Below are 16,112 nucleotides of genomic sequence, written 5' to 3'. Positions count from 1 at the left end.
CCCGTGAAAGTCCTGCTGGCCCACACGCCGGAGATGCGCCGCAATTACTATGGTGATCGCAGCCTGAACGGCTTGCGCGCCATCGCCGAGGTGATCCTGCACGAAGGTGACCAGGCGCTCGACTCGGCGAACCTCGTCAATGCGGCCAAGGACGCCGACATCATCGTCGCCGATCGCATGACCGAGGGCCGCGGCGAGATTTTTGGGCAATTGCCGCGCCTGCGAGCCTTCGTGCGCTGTGCGGTCGATATCAGGAACGTCGATGTCGAGGCGGCCTCGCAAGCTGGCGTGCTGGTGACGCGCGCCGGTCCCGGCTTCGTGCAGGCGGTCGCCGAGCTCGCGGTCGGCTTCATGGTCGATTTGTCGCGCGGCGTGTCGCGAGCGACGGCCGACTACCACGCTGGCCGCAAGCCGGAGGCGCGGATGGGCCGGCAGCTTGCCGGCAGCACGATTGGCATCATCGGTTATGGCAGCATCGGGCGCTATCTTGCCGAGATCGCGAAGGTGCTGCACATGCAGGTGCTGGTGGCCGATCCCTTCGCTGATGTCAGCGACAGCGCGATCCGGCATGTCGCGCTCGACGAGCTGCTCGCGGCCTCGGACTACGTCGTGTGCCTCGCCATCGCCAACGAGCAGACCGAGAAGCTGATCGGAGAGGCAGCGTTGGCGCGCATGCAGATGCATGCCGTCTTCATCAATCTCTCGCGCGGCAATCTGGTCGACGAGGCGGCGCTCGCCAAGGCGCTGCTGGAGAACCGCATCGCCGGCGCTGCGATGGATGTCGGCCGTGCGCCCGACCAGATGCCGACACCGGAGCTGGCGAAGTTCCCTGGTGTCATTGCCACGCCGCATGTCGGCGGCCTGACGCCGCAGGCGATCGAATACCAGTCGCTGGAGACGGTGCGGCAGGTCGATGCCATCATCAAGGGCGAAGCGCCGCAAGGCGCGGTCAACGCCGAACGCTGGACGCGGCGGTCGTGAACTGACCTACAGCCGGTCCACCGGCTTGAACGTCCCGTCCTTCTGAATCACGGTGAGAAACACCTTTGGCGGCGTCTCGATCGCGCGCGCGCCAACGGTGACAATGCTGCCGCTGATGTCGAAGCGGCCGATATCGCTGATCGTGCGTAACAGGCCGGCGCGGGTCGGATTCGGTCCGACTTTTTCCAGCGCAGCCGCCACGAGGCGGCCGGAGAGATAACCTTCGAGTGCCACGAAGTCTGGTGCCAGCGTGGGATCAAACGCGGTCTGCGCCGCCTGGTAGTCAGCCACGAGCTTGATCGAACGATCCCAGGGGAACGGCACGACCTGCGCGACGACGACGCCTTCCCCGTCCGGGCCGAGCTCCTTGGCGAGCGCGGTCGCGCCGACGAAGGAGATGTTGACGAATGTCGGATAGACGCCGCTGCGGTGTGCGAGCTTGATGAACTCTGCACTGGGGCCGTAGGTCCCGACCATGACGATCGCCTCGGGCTCGGCGCGTTTGATCGTGCGCCAGGCCGCGCCGACCGCGCGGGTGTTGCGTTCGAAAGTGCCTTCGGCGGCGAGCTCGAGGCCGCGTTTGGCGAGCGCGTTCTTCACACCCCTGAGCCCGTCACGGCCGAAGGAATCGTCCTGGTAGAAGATGCCGATCCGGGTGAAGTGGCGATCCTCGGTGAGATGCCCGATGATGGTCTCCGTCTCCGCGCCGTAACTGGCGCGGATGTTCACGACATTCGTCAGTTCCACGTCGCGCAGCAGTGCGGCCCCGCTGAGTGGTCCGATGAACGGCACTTCGCGGGCGCTCGTGATCGGGATCGTCGCCATCGCAGTCGGTGTACCCACCGCGCCGATCAGCGCGAACACCTTGTCGTCCTCGATCAGCCGCAGCGTCTGGACCACCGAACGATCAGGGTCGTAGCCGTCGTCGCGGCTGATGAGCTGGAGCTTGCGGCCGTGAATGCCGCCATTGGCATTGACTTCAGTGAACGCCGCGACGATGCCGTGCCGCATGCGTTGACCAAGTTGGGAGGAGGGACCTTCGAGCACCGCCGCCTGGCCGAACAGGATCGCGTCCTCGCTGACGCCGACTTCGTCGGCTCTTGCCGTTGGCATTGCCGCTGCCAGCAGCGCGGCGGCAAGCGCGATGCCTAGCGCTGCGCGCGGTCGTTTCATGAGAGAGTTCGCCGGAAGCTGGAAAAGTCGTGGCTACAATAGGCGCGCAGGCTGAACAGGGCGCTAACCGGCCTCGAGAAGATGATCCGTAGGATTCCGGGTAAATGCGGTAATTGGCCGTCAGATTGCGGGAATGCGCGGATCAATCGTTAACTACACCGCGCAATGCGCGGCGGGTCGGTTCCGACATTGTGCAGTTTTTAACCCCATTCCTTGTCCGATAGTCCCCACGGCGGCTCAACCCAAGGTACTGCTGGCGCGCCGAGGGGACGTTTCGGAATCAAGATGAGCGATCGCGATCAGAACGATCAGGATCGAAAGCGTATGACTGGACGGTGGCGCGTTGCGGCGCTGCTCGGCCTTCATCGCCCTGCGCTGGTCGCGGCTGCCGTTGGCCTGCTGTTCTCGCTTGCGGGCGCCGCTGCGGTGGCGCGCTGGGAAGACCGCGTCAATAAGATCGAGTTCGAGAACGCGGCCGAGACGCAGGCCATCGTCATGCAGAACGGCATGAACGAATATATCAGCCGGCTCGTGGCGCTGCGCACCCTGTTCGAATCCTCCAACGAGGGCGTCACCCGCAGCGAGTTCGAGACGTTCAGCGGCAAGCTGTTCGAACGTTATCCCGGCCTGTTGCGGATCGGCTGGCTGCCGCGGATCACCCGCAAGGAGCGCACCGAATACGAGGCGGCCGCGATTGCCGACGGCGTATCCGGCTATCACATCAAGGCGCTCCAAGGTGGCGACTTCGCCACTGCGCCGCAGGCCGAGGAATACTTTCCGATCTTCTACTCGACGCAGGCCAAGACATCGCGTGTCTACGGCATGGACTATATGAGCGTGCCTGACCGCAAGGTCGCGCTCGAGCGCGCCCGGGACAATGACAACATTGCCGCGATCCGCACCGAGCTCTATGCCCGGAACGGCGCCGGCCAATTGCCGAACGTACTCGTGATCGTGCCCGTCTACGCCAAGGGGACCTCGCGCGACGCCGTCGCCGACCGCCGCCGCAATATCTCGGGCTTCGTTGTCGGCATCTTCGACCTGCCCCTGCTGATGCAGGCCATCCGTGTCAGGACCGGCGCGAGCCCGGCGGTCAGCATCAACGTCTATCAACCCTACAGCGCCCGGATCATCAGCCTGGAGGGCATGCTGCCCGACTACGCTTCCGCAGCGGACGCACCGCAGTCGATGCGCGATGTCGCGCGCGGCCGGCACTGGTCGGGCGGCCTCAAGATCGGCGACGCCGATTGGCAAGTACGGGCAATTCCGACGGCCGGCGGCCCGCTGGAGACGAGCTATGACCGCGCCGGCGCCGTGCTGATGGTCGGCATGCTGCTGACGTTGTCGCTGTCGACCTATCTGATGCTCGCCAGCCGCAATTCGCGGCGACTGTCGCTGGCCAACCGGCGCGTGCTGGAGCTGGCGCAGACCGACGTGCTGACCGGATTGCCGAACCGCGCCTTCTTCCTGACCCGGCTCGACGAGCTCAACGGCCAGCTGGAGCACGGCGGCTGGTCCTTCTCGATCCTGATGCTCGATCTCGACCGCTTCAAGAACGTCAACGATTCCCTCGGTCATGGTGCTGGTGATGCGCTGCTGCGCCTGGTGGCGCAACGGCTGAAATCTGCGGTGCGCGCCACCGACGTGCTGGCGCGGCTCGGCGGCGACGAATTCGCCATCATCCAGGAGGGCTGCGAGGATCAGCGCGCCGCTTCGACCGAACTCGCGGCGCGGATCGCCAAGCTGGTCGCCGAGCCATTCCTGCTGCCCGGACATCGCGTCGAGATCGGCACCAGCATCGGCATTGCCGTCGCGCCGGATCACGGCAGCGACCAGGAGCAACTGCTGAAGAAGGCCGACCTTGCGCTCTATCGCTCGAAATCGGCCGGCCGCAACTGCTTCACCATCTATGACGAGGCGATGTCGGCCGAGCTCGAGGCGCGCAACACGCTGGAGGGGGACCTGCGCGACGCCATCGCGCTCTGCCAGCTCGAGGTGCACTATCAGCCGTTCATGGATGCCAGCACCGGCGCTCGGCGCGGCTTCGAGGCACTGGTGCGCTGGCGGCATCCGACCCGCGGGCTGATCCCGCCCGATCAGTTCATAGCGCTCGCGGAGGAGACCGGGCTGATCGTGCCGCTCGGCGAATTCGTGCTGCGTCGCGCCTGCGCGGATGCGGCCGGCTGGCCGTCCGACCTGATGGTCGCGGTGAACCTGTCGCCGATCCAGTTCAAGGAAGCGGATCTGTTCGACGTCATCACCATGGCACTGCGGGATTCCGGCCTGTCACCGGAGCGCCTCGAGATCGAGATCACCGAATCCGTTCTGCTGGAGCGCGGCGCCGAGAATCACGCCTTTATGGAGCGGCTGAAGAGCATCGGCGTCGAGCTCGCGCTCGACGATTTTGGCACCGGCTATTCCTCGCTGAGCTATCTCACCGCATTTCCGTTCGACAAGATCAAGATCGACAAATCGTTCATCCGCAATCTCACGTACCAGCCGCGCAGTTCCGCGATCATCTCCTCGATCGTGACACTGGCGCGCGGGCTCGACATGTCGGTCACCGCCGAAGGCGTCGAGACACCAGAGGAGTTCGAGCGTCTGAAGGCGCTCGGAGTCAACTTCGCGCAAGGCTATCTGTTCGGGCGTCCGCTGCCGATCGACCAGATTGAGCTTGATGGGTCCTCCGAAGGCTCGCGGCGCGACGCGGCCTGAGCGCGCCACGCATCCGGCATTCGCGAAAATCGCTTGACCCCGCCGTCCCCAGATGGTCCGAAGGATCGTCTAGGGGTGAAACAAAGAAAAATGCGGCTTCCGTTCTTCTACGGCTGGGTCGTGGTTGCTGTGACATTCGTCACCATGGCGATCGGCGTCAACGCGCGCACCTCCTTCTCGCTGTTCTTTCCGCCGATCATTGCCGAGTTCGGCTGGGAGCGCGGCGTGACTGCGGGCGCGTTCTCCTTCGGTTTCGTTGCCTCTGCCGTGGCCAGCCCGCTGATCGGACGGCTGATGGACCGCGCCGGCCCGCGCGCGGTGATGGAGCTCGGGGTGCTGCTGATGGGCGGCGGGCTGCTGCTCGCACCGCTGACCAGCCAGCCCTGGCATCTCTATCTGACGATCGGCGTCATGGTCGGAGCCGGTTCCGTGTGTCTCGGTTATTCCGGCCAGTCGCTGTTCCTGCCGAACTGGTTCATCCGCAAGCGCGGCTTTGCCATCGGCATTGCGTTCGCCGGCGTCGGCATCGGCTCGATCACGCTGCTGCCGTGGGTGCAGCATTTGATCGAGCAGACCGGCTGGCGCACCGCCTGCACCGCGATGGGCCTGATGATCCTGGTCGTGCTGACGCCGATCAATCTGCTGCTGCACAAGCGCCCCGAAGACATCGGCCTGCAACCCGACGGCGACGCCGCGCCGGTCACAGGCGCCGCAAAGCCGGTCTCCAACATCGTCGATCCGGACTGGGCCGCCACCGACTGGACGCTGAAGCGGGCGGTTGCGACCGCGCGCTTCTGGTGGATCGCGCTCGGTTATTTCTGCGGCCTGTACATCTGGTACGCGGTGCAGGTGCACCAGACCAAATTCTTGCTCGACATCGGCTTCAGCCCGAGCGTTGCGGTCTGGGCGCTCGGTGCCGTCAGCCTGCTTGGTATCCCCGGCCAGATCTTCCTCGGCCACATCTCCGACCGGATCGGGCGGGAATGGGTCTGGGCCATCAGCTGTGTGGGTTTTGCGATCTGCTTCGCGGCGCTGATCGCGCTGAAATACCAGCCCTCGGTCTGGCTGGTCTGGCTGATGGTGTTCACGCAAGGCGCGCTCGGCTACGGGCTCACCTCGATCATGGGCGCAGTGGTGTTCGAGATTTTTCAGGGCCGCCAACAGGGCAGCATCTTCGGCATGATCATGCTCGCGGCATTGGCGGGCGGGGCGGCCGGGCCATGGGTGACAGGCCTGCTCTACGACCGCACTGGGAATTATACGTTCGCCTTTGCCATCGCCATCCTCGTAAGCCTCCTGTCGGCGCTGTCGGTCTGGCGGGCCTCGCCGGGCAAAGTGCGGGCCGTGGCCGGCCGGCTTCACACGCTCCGGGCGGGAACTGGCGCGGAATAGGTTCCACTCGCACTGGATTACCTCTGCATCTTTCGCGGACTGTTAAGCATGTCGCGGCTTGGCCGAACGCGGGTCGGTTGCAAAAAGGTCTTGGACACCATCGACGCGTTAACCTGGAGCCGATTGCCGTATCTTGCTGATGCTGCCGGGTTCAACGATGTCTGCCTCCGACTGCTCCGTGACCGAAATGCCCGACGTGCTGCGCGCCGTGCTCGAATGCGCCGACGACGGCATCGTCATCGTCGACGATGCGCATCGCATCACCTATTTCAACGCCGGCGCTGAGCGGATCTGGAAGCTCGCTCGTGCCGAGGTGCTCGGCGGCGATGCCGCCATTCTCACCCTCAAATGTCTTCACGCCGATCCGGTCGTGGACTTTCGCGACGAGATCAGCCTGGTGCGGCGCGACGGCAGCCGGATCAAGGCCACGATCGCGTTGTCCTCAACGACCATAAACGGCGCCACCCATTACATCGTGTTCGCGCGCGACGTCACCGCCGACGCCGAGCGTCGCGTCAGGATCGGGCTGCTCAACGCAGTCTCGGACCAGACCAATCGCGCGGTGATCGTCACCGACGTCGAGCAGAACATCCTCTACGTCAATTCCTCTTTCACGACGCTGTTCGGCTACACCAGCGAGGAGGCCGAGGGCCGCCGCGCAGGTGAGCTGATCGCCGGATGCCACACCAACCGCACCGCCATTGCCAAGCTCGTCAAGCGGCTCCTCGACGGCGGCCGGCGCGGCGAGGTCGAGACACTGGTCTATAACAAGGATGGCGAGGAGATCTGGATTTCCGCCCGGATCGACGCCTTCCGCGACAACAAAGGCCGCGCCAAGCACATCTTCGCACTGGTCGAAGACATCACCGAGAGCCGGCAGTTGCGCTCGCTGCAGCAGCTCATCATGAGCGCGCTCGCCGACGAGGTGCCGATCACCGAGATTGCCGACCGGCTCTGCCGCCGCGTCGAGGAGATCGCGCCCGACGTCGTCTGCTCGCTGCTGCATGTCGATGCCGCAGGCCTGATTCATCCGCTCGGCGGTCCGAGCTTGCCCGCGGACTATTCCCGCGCGCTGGACGGCATCGCGATCGGCCCCAATGTCGGCTCCTGCGGCACCGCCGCCTTCTATGGCGAACCGGTGTTGGCTGAAGATCTCGACACCGATCCGCGCTGGCAACCTTACAAGACCATGCCGCTGGCGACCGGCTTGCGTGCGTGCTGGTCGACCCCGGTCAAGGCCAAGGACGGCCGGGTTATTGCCACCTTCGCATTCTACTATCGCGAGCCTCGCGCGCCGAGCAATTGGCACCGGCGCATTGTCGATGCCTGCGTCGACCTCGGCGCCTTCGCCATCGAACGCAAGGAAGCGCGCGCCGAGATCGCGCGGCTTGCCTATCACGATATTCTCACCGGCCTGCCCAACCGCGCGCAATTGCGACACCTGATCACGACCGCGATCAACGCCTGTCCGACCGGCAGCCATGTCGCGCTGGCCTTCCTCGACGTCGATCACTTCAAGGACGTCAACGACACGCTCGGCCATGCCGCCGGCGACGAGCTTCTGATCCAGCTCGCGCAGCGCCTGCGCGAGCAGATCGGGCCTGAAGACATGCTGGGCCGGCTCGGCGGCGACGAGTTCGTCATCCTGCTGCCGCATCGCAATGCCGAGGGTGCCGAGCAGATCGCTGCTCGCATCACGGAAGCGCTGACCGCGCCGTTGCGGCTCGGATCGAAGCTGATGCCGATGTCGGCCAGCATCGGCATCAGCCTCTATCCCGACCACGCCACCGATATCGACACGCTGATGCAGCAGGCCGATGCCGCCATGTATATGGCCAAGCAGGCGGGCCGTTCGACTCATCGCATGTTCAACGCCGAAATGAACGGCCTGACCGAACAGCGGCTGGCGATGATCGCAGCGCTCCGCCGCGCCATTGCCGAGGGCGCGCTCAGCCTCAGCTACCAGCCGCAGATTCGCAGCTGCGACGGCGCCATCCACGGTGTCGAAGCGCTGGCGCGCTGGCACGACGCCGTGCTCGGCGATGTCTCGCCGGCCAAATTCATCCCGCTCGCCGAAGAATGCGGCCTGATCGAGCAGATCGGCCTGTGGTCGGTGCGCGAGGCCTGCCGGCAGATGGCGGCCTGGCGTCGCGCCGGGCTCAACATTCCCAGCGTCTCGGTGAATTTGTCGCCGATCAATTTCCGCCACGTCGCGCTGGCCGCACGGCTCGAGGACGTCCTCGCCGAATACGATCTGCCGCCGGATGCGTTGATGCTGGAGATCACCGAAGGGACCTTCATGCAGGACGGCGCCGCCGCGCTGGAGACGATGCACGCGATTCGCGCGCTCGGCATCGGCCTGTCCGTGGATGATTTCGGCACCGGCTATTCGAGCCTCAGCCGGCTCGCCCATCTGCCGATCCGCGAGATCAAGATCGATCGCAGTTTCATGCGCGACATCGAGCGTGACGCGGGCGCACTGGCGATCGCCACCGCCGTGGTGCGCGTCGGCCAGGGCCTCGGCATGACCGTCGTCGCCGAAGGCGTCGAGACCGAAGGCCAGCGCAAGATGCTGGCCGAGCTCGGCTGCGACGTCGTGCAAGGCTTCTTCTACGCCCCTGCGCTCGCGCCTGTTGCCTTCGAGCGCTGGCTGATCGAGCACTGTGCCGAGCAGGCACGGGCGATGCTGGGCCGGCTGGATGTCAAGCCTGCGGATGTGGTTGCGGTGAAGCGGTCGGCGTAGCGCGCGTTCCAATATGACACCGGCGACCTCGAGGTCGCCGGTGTGTTCGTTGAGGTCTCCGCCCGGCACAGGGCAATTTGCGCTTCACGCGGCGCGGATGAGGCCGAGCTGCTGCAAGGCCGTAACCCCGTCGTCAAGACCGATTTCCTCGAGGATCTTTCCGTCCTTGAGTTTCAACACGGTCGTGCCGGTGAACTTCATCTTGCGGCCGGTGTTGGCCGGCAGCGATCCTGCCAGGAAGTCGCCGAACGCCGGCCCGGTATGCGTGCCTCCGCCTTCCCATCGGCCGACGACATAGTCGCCTTCGGCGATGAGATCGGCAGCGCCCCAGAAATTGAGATCGGGGAACGCTTTCCGAAAGTCCGTCATGAACGCCTTGATGTCGTCGCGCCCACGCCGCGGCTCGTGCAGCGAGTATTGCAGCAGCATATCTGGCGCTGCCAGTTCATCGACAATTCCGAGGTCGCAGGTCTTGCCCCAGAACTTCGTGAACCACTGGCCAACGATGGCCTTGTTGTCGTCTTCAATCGACACGGTCACTTCTCCTGTTGTGCGCTTTGGCGCCCACCATGAGAAGTTATGACGATGTCATGGCCGCCGGCCCACCCGATTCCCGATGTCGTGGCCGCCTTGCTGCGTCCGTCATTCCATATGAAGCTCGTTCAGCGAATTCTCCGACATCCCCGCCGCAGAATAGAGCTCGCCGTCCTTCATGAAGAACACGGTGTTCTTCGGTACTTTCGCCGCGTACTTCATGATCGCGCTGCGACGGTCGCCTCCGAATTCCCGGACGCTCATTTGCCCCGGCCCGCGATACATGTAGGCGGTGTCGGATTTGAAATCCCAGCACGCTTCCGAGAACGCCTGGCTAGAGATGATCGCGAACGCAGCCGTTGCGATGGTCGTCTTTGACAGGAAGGCCATTGGAAGTTCCTTTCGGTGCCGGTGTGACGCGCGACCGCCGGCAGCGCCCGCCGCTACGAATGCGTTCGAAAAACTATCCCGCGCGACAAAGCGCGGCTCTTTCGAAGACGCATCCTCGTTTGCGAGAACACACGATATCGCGCGTCGCTGGCGCGCCCTAGTCCGACGCCAATCCCGTCCTGCGTCGCAAATCGCTTATCGCGCGCAGAAAGCTGTCGGCCGGCGTGGTCTCGGGATCGATCAGCCGGTGCAGGCGAAAGCCATCTTCCAGCGCCAGCACGACCGAAGCCATCCAGGGCGGGTTCAACGTCTCGCCTTTGGCGCTGTCCTTCAAGGTCGCCTCGACGATATCGGCGATCAGCTTGCGCCGCGCGCGCAGGCGTTTTGCAAGTTCCGGGCGACGCTTCTCGGCGCGCGCGACGAACAGGATCATCTCGATATGCAGCAGCGGCGAGCGGGCGAGGGGGTCCTGCCGGGCGCGGTCCATCGTCTTCAGCGCCGCGATGAAGTCGTCGAGGTTTTTGTGTTGCGCCAGGATCTCCATGTTGCGCCGGATCGATTGCTCGACATGGTCCTCGAGCATGGCGAAGATGAGCTCGTCCTTGCTGTTGAAGTTCGAATAGAACGCGCCGCGGGTGAAGCCTGCCTCGGCCGCGATCGCCTCTATGCTGGCGCCGCCGATGCCGTCCTGCTCGAACACGCGTGCGGCCGCCTCGAACAGCGCCTCGCGCGTGTCGTCCCTGGTCGGCCTGGTCCTCAGCCTTGACATCGCAGCAGTTTAGGGCAAAATGCAACTCGATACAACAATGTATCGAGTTGATAATTCATCAGGGATGGTTACGCCGGCTCCGGGGCTGCAACCGGCGTATCGTGTCATGCGGCAACCGATGTGAGGTCACCATGAACGAGCAAGTTCAGAGCGTCGCCAGCGATCCCCTGTTCAATCCGCTGGCGCCGGACTTCATTCGCAATCCCTATCCGCATTACGACCGGCTGCGCACGATCGACCCGATCCACGTCACGCCGTTCGGCCAGTTCGTGGCCAGCCGCCATGCCGATGTCAGCCTGGTGATGCGTGACAAGCGTTTCGGCAAGGATTTCGTGGAGCGCACGACGCGCCGCTATGGCCCCGACATCATGAAGGAGCCGGTGTTCCGCAGCATGGGGCACTGGATGCTGCAGGCCGATCCGCCCGACCACACCCGCCTGCGCGGCCTCGTCGTGAAGGCCTTCACCGCCCGCCGCGTCGAGGACATGCGGCCGCGTATCCAGGAGATCGTCGACCAGACCATCAATGCCGTGATCGACCGCGGTCATATGGACCTGATCGAGGATTTCGCCTTCCGCCTGCCTGTCACCATCATCTGCGAGATGCTCGGCATCCCTGAGGATCATCGCGAGGTCTTCTACAAGAGCTCGCGCGACGGCGGGCGGCTGCTCGACCCGGTGCCGATGACATCGGAGGAGATCGCGAAGGGTAACGCCGCCACCACGATGGCGCAGATGTATTTCCAGCAGCTGTTCGAGCTGCGCCGCAAGACTCCCGGGGACGATCTCATCACCCAGCTGGTGCAGGCCGAGGAGGACGGCAACAAGCTCACCAATGAGGAGCTGACGGCGAACATCATCCTGCTGTTCGGTGCCGGCCACGAGACGACGGTCAATCTGATCGGCAACGGCCTGCTCGCGCTGCATCGCAATCCGGACCAGCTCGCGCTCCTGAAGGCGCGGCCGGACCTGATCACCAACGCGATCGAGGAATTCCTGCGTTACGATTCCTCGGTGCAGATGACCGGCCGCGTCGCGCTGGAGGAGATTGACGATCTCGGCGGCAAGAAAATCCCCAAGGGCGAGACCGTGCTCTGCCTGCTCGGCTCGGCCAATCACGACCCGGCGGTTTACCCTGATCACCCCGAGAGGCTCGATATCACCAGGCCGAACGTCCGGCCGCTGTCGTTCGGCGGCGGCATCCATTTCTGCCTGGGGGCCCAATTGGCGCGCATCGAGGCCGAGATCGCCATCGCCACGCTGCTGCGGCGCCTGCCGGATTTGCGCATCGACGACGTCGAGAACCCGGAATGGCGTCCGACCTTCGTGCTGCGGGGCCTGAAGCAGCTTCCGGCGAGCTGGTGAGGCCTGTTAGTAAGGCTTGGGGCATTAACCGCCGCGCGCAACAGTCGCTGTGACTTCGCCACACTTCCCCCTATATAAGGGGCTGTTCCGGCGCGCCTGAAGCTTGGTTTGTCAGCTTGGGTTTGACCCGGGTGCCGGCTTGGCCGAGGGGAGACCCGTGCAGACGACGCTGCTCGGATTGGCGATTGCCTTCATCGTAGCGCTGCTGGCCGCGCTGATCGGGCCATATTTCGTCGACTGGAACCAGTTCCGGCCCCAGTTCGAGGCAGAGGCGACCCGAATCATCGGCGTCCCGGTGCGCGTGGCCGGCGAGCTCGATGCGCGGCTGTTGCCGGCGCCGAAATTGCGGCTGCGTTCGGTCACCTTCGGCGGCAACAACGATCTCGGACGCCTGCGCGCCGACAAGCTCGACGTCGAGTTCAGTCTGAGCTCGCTGATGCGCGGCGAATGGCGCGCCACCGAGCTCTCGGTCGGTGGTATGGCGGTGGACCTCGGCCTCGACGCCAAGGGCAAGGTCGATCTGCCCTCCACCGCGACCGGCACCTTCAATCTCGCCTCGCTCGCCATCGAGCGGCTCAACCTCACCGGCCGCATCGCCCTCCACGATGCCGCCAGCCGCTCGACGCTCGAGCTCAACGACATCGTCTTCTCCGGCGACGTCCGCTCGCTCGCAGGCTCGGTGCGGGGCGACGGCAATTTCAACGCCAATGGCGTGCGCTATCCGTTCCGCGTCTCCTCCGGTCCCAGCCCCGACGGCAGCGCCACCCGCGTGCACCTCAATATCGATCCCGGCGAGCGCGCCATTCTGGCCGATCTCGAAGGCGTGCTTGCCTTCGACAACCGCCTGCCGAAATTCGATGGCGCGCTGACGCTGGCCGTGCCGCCACCGAAGAAGGCAGGCGAGGCGGGGCCGACGCCCTGGAAGCTCGCCGCAAAACTCAAGGCCGATCCGGCCGGTGCCAAGTTCGACCAGATCGACGCGAGCTTCGGCCCCGAAGACAGCCCGCTGAAGGTCGGCGGCGTCGGCGACCTCAGGTTCGGCGCCTCGCCGCTGTTGCGTGCGGTGCTGTCGGCGCGGCAGGTCGATGCCGACAAGCTCGCCGGTCGCGCCGATGCCGAGCCGCTGCGCATCCTTCCGGCCCTGCGCGCCGGCCTTGCCGCGATCCCGCAGGCGCCGATCCCGGCGCAGATCGAGTTCAACTCCGACCAGATCATGCTGGGCGGCCGTCCGCTCCAGAACATCACGACCGAGCTTCAGACCGATGGCCGGTCCTGGACCTTTCAGCGGCTCGACCTGCGCGCACCTGGCATGACGCAGGTTTCGCTCAACGGCGCCGCGCCCGGCGCCGACAGTTTTAGCGGCCGCCTCGGCGTCGAATCCTCCGATCCCGATACGCTCATGGCCTGGCTCCAGGGCCGCAGCGAAATTATCAGGCGCAGCACGCGGCCGCTCCGCCTCAACGGCAATTTGACGATCGCCGCCAACCATCTGGCCATCGACGGGCTGAAGGCCGATATCGAAGGTGGCACCGTCGAGGGACGGATCGCCTTCGTGCAAACGGGCGCCAACAAGGGCTCGCGGATCGATGCGGAGCTGAAGGCGGATCGTCTCGATCTCGATGCCGCCGCGAGCTTTGTCCGCGCGCTCGCAGGTCCGCAAGGCGAATGGCCGGAGGAGGCGAAACTCTCGCTCGAGATCGGCCGCGCGATCTCGTCGGGGCAGGAGTTGCGGCCGTTCGCGGCCAGGCTGGGCTACGGCCCGACGGCGCTGTCGCTTGAGCAATTGCGGTTCGGCCAGGCCAGCGGCGTGACCACGGAGGCATCAGGCAGTTTTGACCGCACCAGGGCCACCGGCAAGCTCGCACTGAAATCCTCGGCCAATTCGCTGCGCGATCTCACGGCGCTGCTGGAGCCGATCGCGCCTGCGGTCCGCGCGCGCTTCGATGCCATCCCGGCCTTGCCGGGCGCGACGCGCCTGACGCTCAATCTCAGCCTCGACAAGAACGCCGAACATGCCGACCGCAGCGATGCGCGCGTCGCGCTCGACCTCGATGCACCGCAGCTCAAGGCCTCCGCGACGTTCGCCGCGCAGCCCCAGGTCGCTGATGTCAACGGCATCGACATCGACAAATTGCGCAGTAGCGACTTCACGCTGGAGACGAAAGTCTCGACGCCGCAGGCGACCGCCCTGACGGCGCTGCTCGGCCTCGATCGCATGGTCGCCGCAGGCGAGGGCGCCTCGCAGATCGAGGGCAGGCTCAGCGGCGCCTGGCGCAAGCCGATGCAGCTGAACGCAAAGCTCGGTGGCGGCGGCCTGGACGCGGATGCGCAAGGCAGCGTCGACTTGTCGGCGGCAGAACCGAAAGCAAACGTGAATCTGCGTGTACGCAACGCCAATCTGGCGCCGCTGTTTGGGACCGCTCCGGCCGACAAATCGGCTCAGACCGTAAGCCTGTCCTCCCGCCTCACGCTGTCAGGCAATCGCCTGACCTTCGACGATCTCGACGGCACCGCATCCGGTTCGCGCCTGCGCGGCCATCTCGCCGTGACGTTCGACCAGGAGAAAAGCGTCGACGGCGAAGTCGGGCTCGATACGCTCGACCTGATGCCGGCGCTCGCGCTTGCCGTGGGCGCTGCCGGGCGCGGCAGCGGCGAGCCGTTGAGTGCGGGCCTTGTCAGCGGCTGGCGCGGCCGCATCGCATTCCAGGCGTTGCGCGGCAACCTGCCCGGTGGAATCGAGATCCGTCCGTTCAGCGGCACGCTCAGGAGCGACGGTCAGTCGCTCGCCTTCGATACGCTCAAGGGCGGCCTTGGCGGCGGCGAGATGACCGCAAGCCTCGACGCGCGCAACGGCCCCAACGGTCTGGCGCTGAACGCGCATCTCGATCTCACCAATGTCGATGCGGCCTCGCTGCGTTACCGCGATCTTGCGCTGCCCAAGGGCCGCGCCTCGGCCCAGATGACGCTGACGAGCCAGGGCCGCAGCGTCTCGGCGCTGACAGGCGCGCTCGCCGGTAACGGCACGGTGACGCTCGATGCGGCCGAGATCAGCGGCCTCAATCCGCGCGCCTTCGAGATTGCCATCCGCGCCAGCGACGGCGGCCAGGTCTCCGACGACGCCAGGCTGCGTCAGCTGGTCGAGCCCGCATTGTCTGCGGCCCCTATCGCGGTCGCCTCGGCGCAGATCCCGTTCACGATCCGCGACGGTCGCCTGCGCGTCGGCGCAACGCCGCTGGAAGCGAAGAACGCCCATGCCATTGTCTCCGGCGGTTACGACATCCCCGCCGACCAGGCCGATATCCGCGCCAGCCTGACGCCGATCATGACCGGCCTCTCAGGCGCGCCGCCGGAGATCCAGCTGTTTGCGGCAGGTCCCCCCGACAAGCTCAGCCGCACCGTCGATCTCACGCCGCTGTCGTCGTGGCTTGCGGTGCGCACGATCGACCGCGAGACGCGCCGGCTCGACGCCATCGAGCGCGGTGAGCCGCCGCCGGCGACCGCCGCGCTGCCGACGCTGGTCTCGCCCGAGCCCGTACCCGAGCCGTCGCTGACCGACGTGCCGATGCCCGGCCGCGATCCGCGCCGCGCGCCGCCGAAGGCGAAGGTCGAGCCCAAGGTCGCACCGACGCCGAAGCCTCCGCTTGCCGCGCCCGCCGTGCCAAGCCCGCCGCTGGCGAGCCAGCAGGTCGCCCCCTTGCCGCCGCCGATCGACGTGCGGCCCGCCCCGGGCCCGCCGCCCGCAAAGCCCCGGCCGAAGCCGCCGCTGATCCTGACGCCACAGAATCCGTAACGTGGAGCAGCAATCCGCTGGGGCTCTATCTCTCTCTCTCTCTCTCTCTCTCTGTCGGTCCTCACCTCTCCCTACGGGAGAGGTGAGCAGCCTTACGCCCCGGTAACCACATTCGCTCGCATTTGAACGAATTTTTGTCTGCAAAACTGATGTGACGGTTTTACTGGATTCTCGCGTTTGTTCCCTAGTGTGGCTCCCAGAGGAATCCGGCGTCCTGCCCGCATCGGCAGGATGGCTCGCCAGGAACTGGACCAAGAATTG

Annotated in this window: 10 protein-coding genes; 6 read left to right on the top strand and 4 right to left on the bottom strand. The window is 65.6% G+C overall.

Annotated elements, in window-relative coordinates:
* The first annotated feature begins 3 nt into the window (after positions 1-3).
* Positions 4-981, top strand: a complete 978-nt coding sequence (locus tag L6639_RS34915; protein WP_237866145.1) for an NAD(P)-dependent oxidoreductase — start codon at positions 4-6, stop codon at positions 979-981.
* A 6-nt stretch (positions 982-987) separates the two neighbouring features.
* On the opposite strand, the gene L6639_RS34910 is transcribed toward L6639_RS34915, so the two are convergent.
* Complete coding sequence (locus tag L6639_RS34910) at positions 988-2,154, bottom strand: ABC transporter substrate-binding protein (RefSeq protein ID WP_237866144.1); 1,167 nt, start codon at positions 2,152-2,154, stop codon at positions 988-990.
* A 285-nt stretch (positions 2,155-2,439) separates the two neighbouring features.
* Here L6639_RS34910 and L6639_RS34905 point away from each other — a divergent pair, with 285 nt between their 5' ends.
* From L6639_RS34905 to L6639_RS34895, 3 genes are all read left to right on the top strand, one after another.
* A complete protein-coding gene (locus tag L6639_RS34905) occupies positions 2,440-4,869 on the top strand; it encodes a bifunctional diguanylate cyclase/phosphodiesterase (RefSeq protein WP_237866143.1) in 2,430 nt (809 codons plus the stop codon).
* Positions 4,870-4,959: 90 nt separating this feature from the next.
* On the top strand, positions 4,960-6,261 hold the full coding sequence (locus L6639_RS34900; RefSeq protein ID WP_237866188.1) for an MFS transporter: 1,302 nt from the start codon (positions 4,960-4,962) through the stop codon (positions 6,259-6,261).
* A 157-nt stretch (positions 6,262-6,418) separates the two neighbouring features.
* Positions 6,419-9,004 (top strand): EAL domain-containing protein, encoded by a 2,586-nt coding sequence (locus L6639_RS34895; protein WP_237866142.1) that lies wholly within the window; start codon positions 6,419-6,421, stop codon positions 9,002-9,004.
* Positions 9,005-9,088: 84 nt separating this feature from the next.
* Here L6639_RS34895 and L6639_RS34890 read toward each other — a convergent pair whose 3' ends face one another.
* The 3 genes from L6639_RS34890 to L6639_RS34880 all read right to left on the bottom strand — a co-directional run bounded on the left by L6639_RS34890 (position 9,089) and on the right by L6639_RS34880 (position 10,697).
* Positions 9,089-9,538, bottom strand: a complete 450-nt coding sequence (locus L6639_RS34890; RefSeq protein WP_237866141.1) for an ester cyclase — start codon at positions 9,536-9,538, stop codon at positions 9,089-9,091.
* 108 nt (positions 9,539-9,646) lie between these two features.
* Complete coding sequence (locus L6639_RS34885; RefSeq protein ID WP_237866140.1) at positions 9,647-9,928, bottom strand: hypothetical protein; 282 nt, start codon at positions 9,926-9,928, stop codon at positions 9,647-9,649.
* 157 nt (positions 9,929-10,085) lie between these two features.
* Positions 10,086-10,697 (bottom strand): TetR/AcrR family transcriptional regulator, encoded by a 612-nt coding sequence (locus L6639_RS34880; protein WP_237866139.1) that lies wholly within the window; start codon positions 10,695-10,697, stop codon positions 10,086-10,088.
* 131 nt (positions 10,698-10,828) lie between these two features.
* On the opposite strand from L6639_RS34880, the gene L6639_RS34875 reads away from it, so the two are divergent.
* Both L6639_RS34875 and L6639_RS34870 read left to right on the top strand, forming a co-directional pair.
* Complete coding sequence (locus L6639_RS34875; protein ID WP_237866138.1) at positions 10,829-12,061, top strand: cytochrome P450; 1,233 nt, start codon at positions 10,829-10,831, stop codon at positions 12,059-12,061.
* Positions 12,062-12,218: 157 nt separating this feature from the next.
* Complete coding sequence (locus L6639_RS34870) at positions 12,219-15,851, top strand: AsmA family protein (protein WP_237866137.1); 3,633 nt, start codon at positions 12,219-12,221, stop codon at positions 15,849-15,851.
* Positions 15,852-16,112 lie beyond the last annotated feature (261 nt).

The sequence above is a fragment of the Bradyrhizobium zhengyangense genome (assembly GCF_022012555.1).
Classification (GTDB): domain Bacteria; phylum Pseudomonadota; class Alphaproteobacteria; order Rhizobiales; family Xanthobacteraceae; genus Bradyrhizobium; species Bradyrhizobium zhengyangense.
Note: the sequence above shows the minus strand (reverse complement) of the source record. Positions and strands in the feature narration are given on the sequence as shown.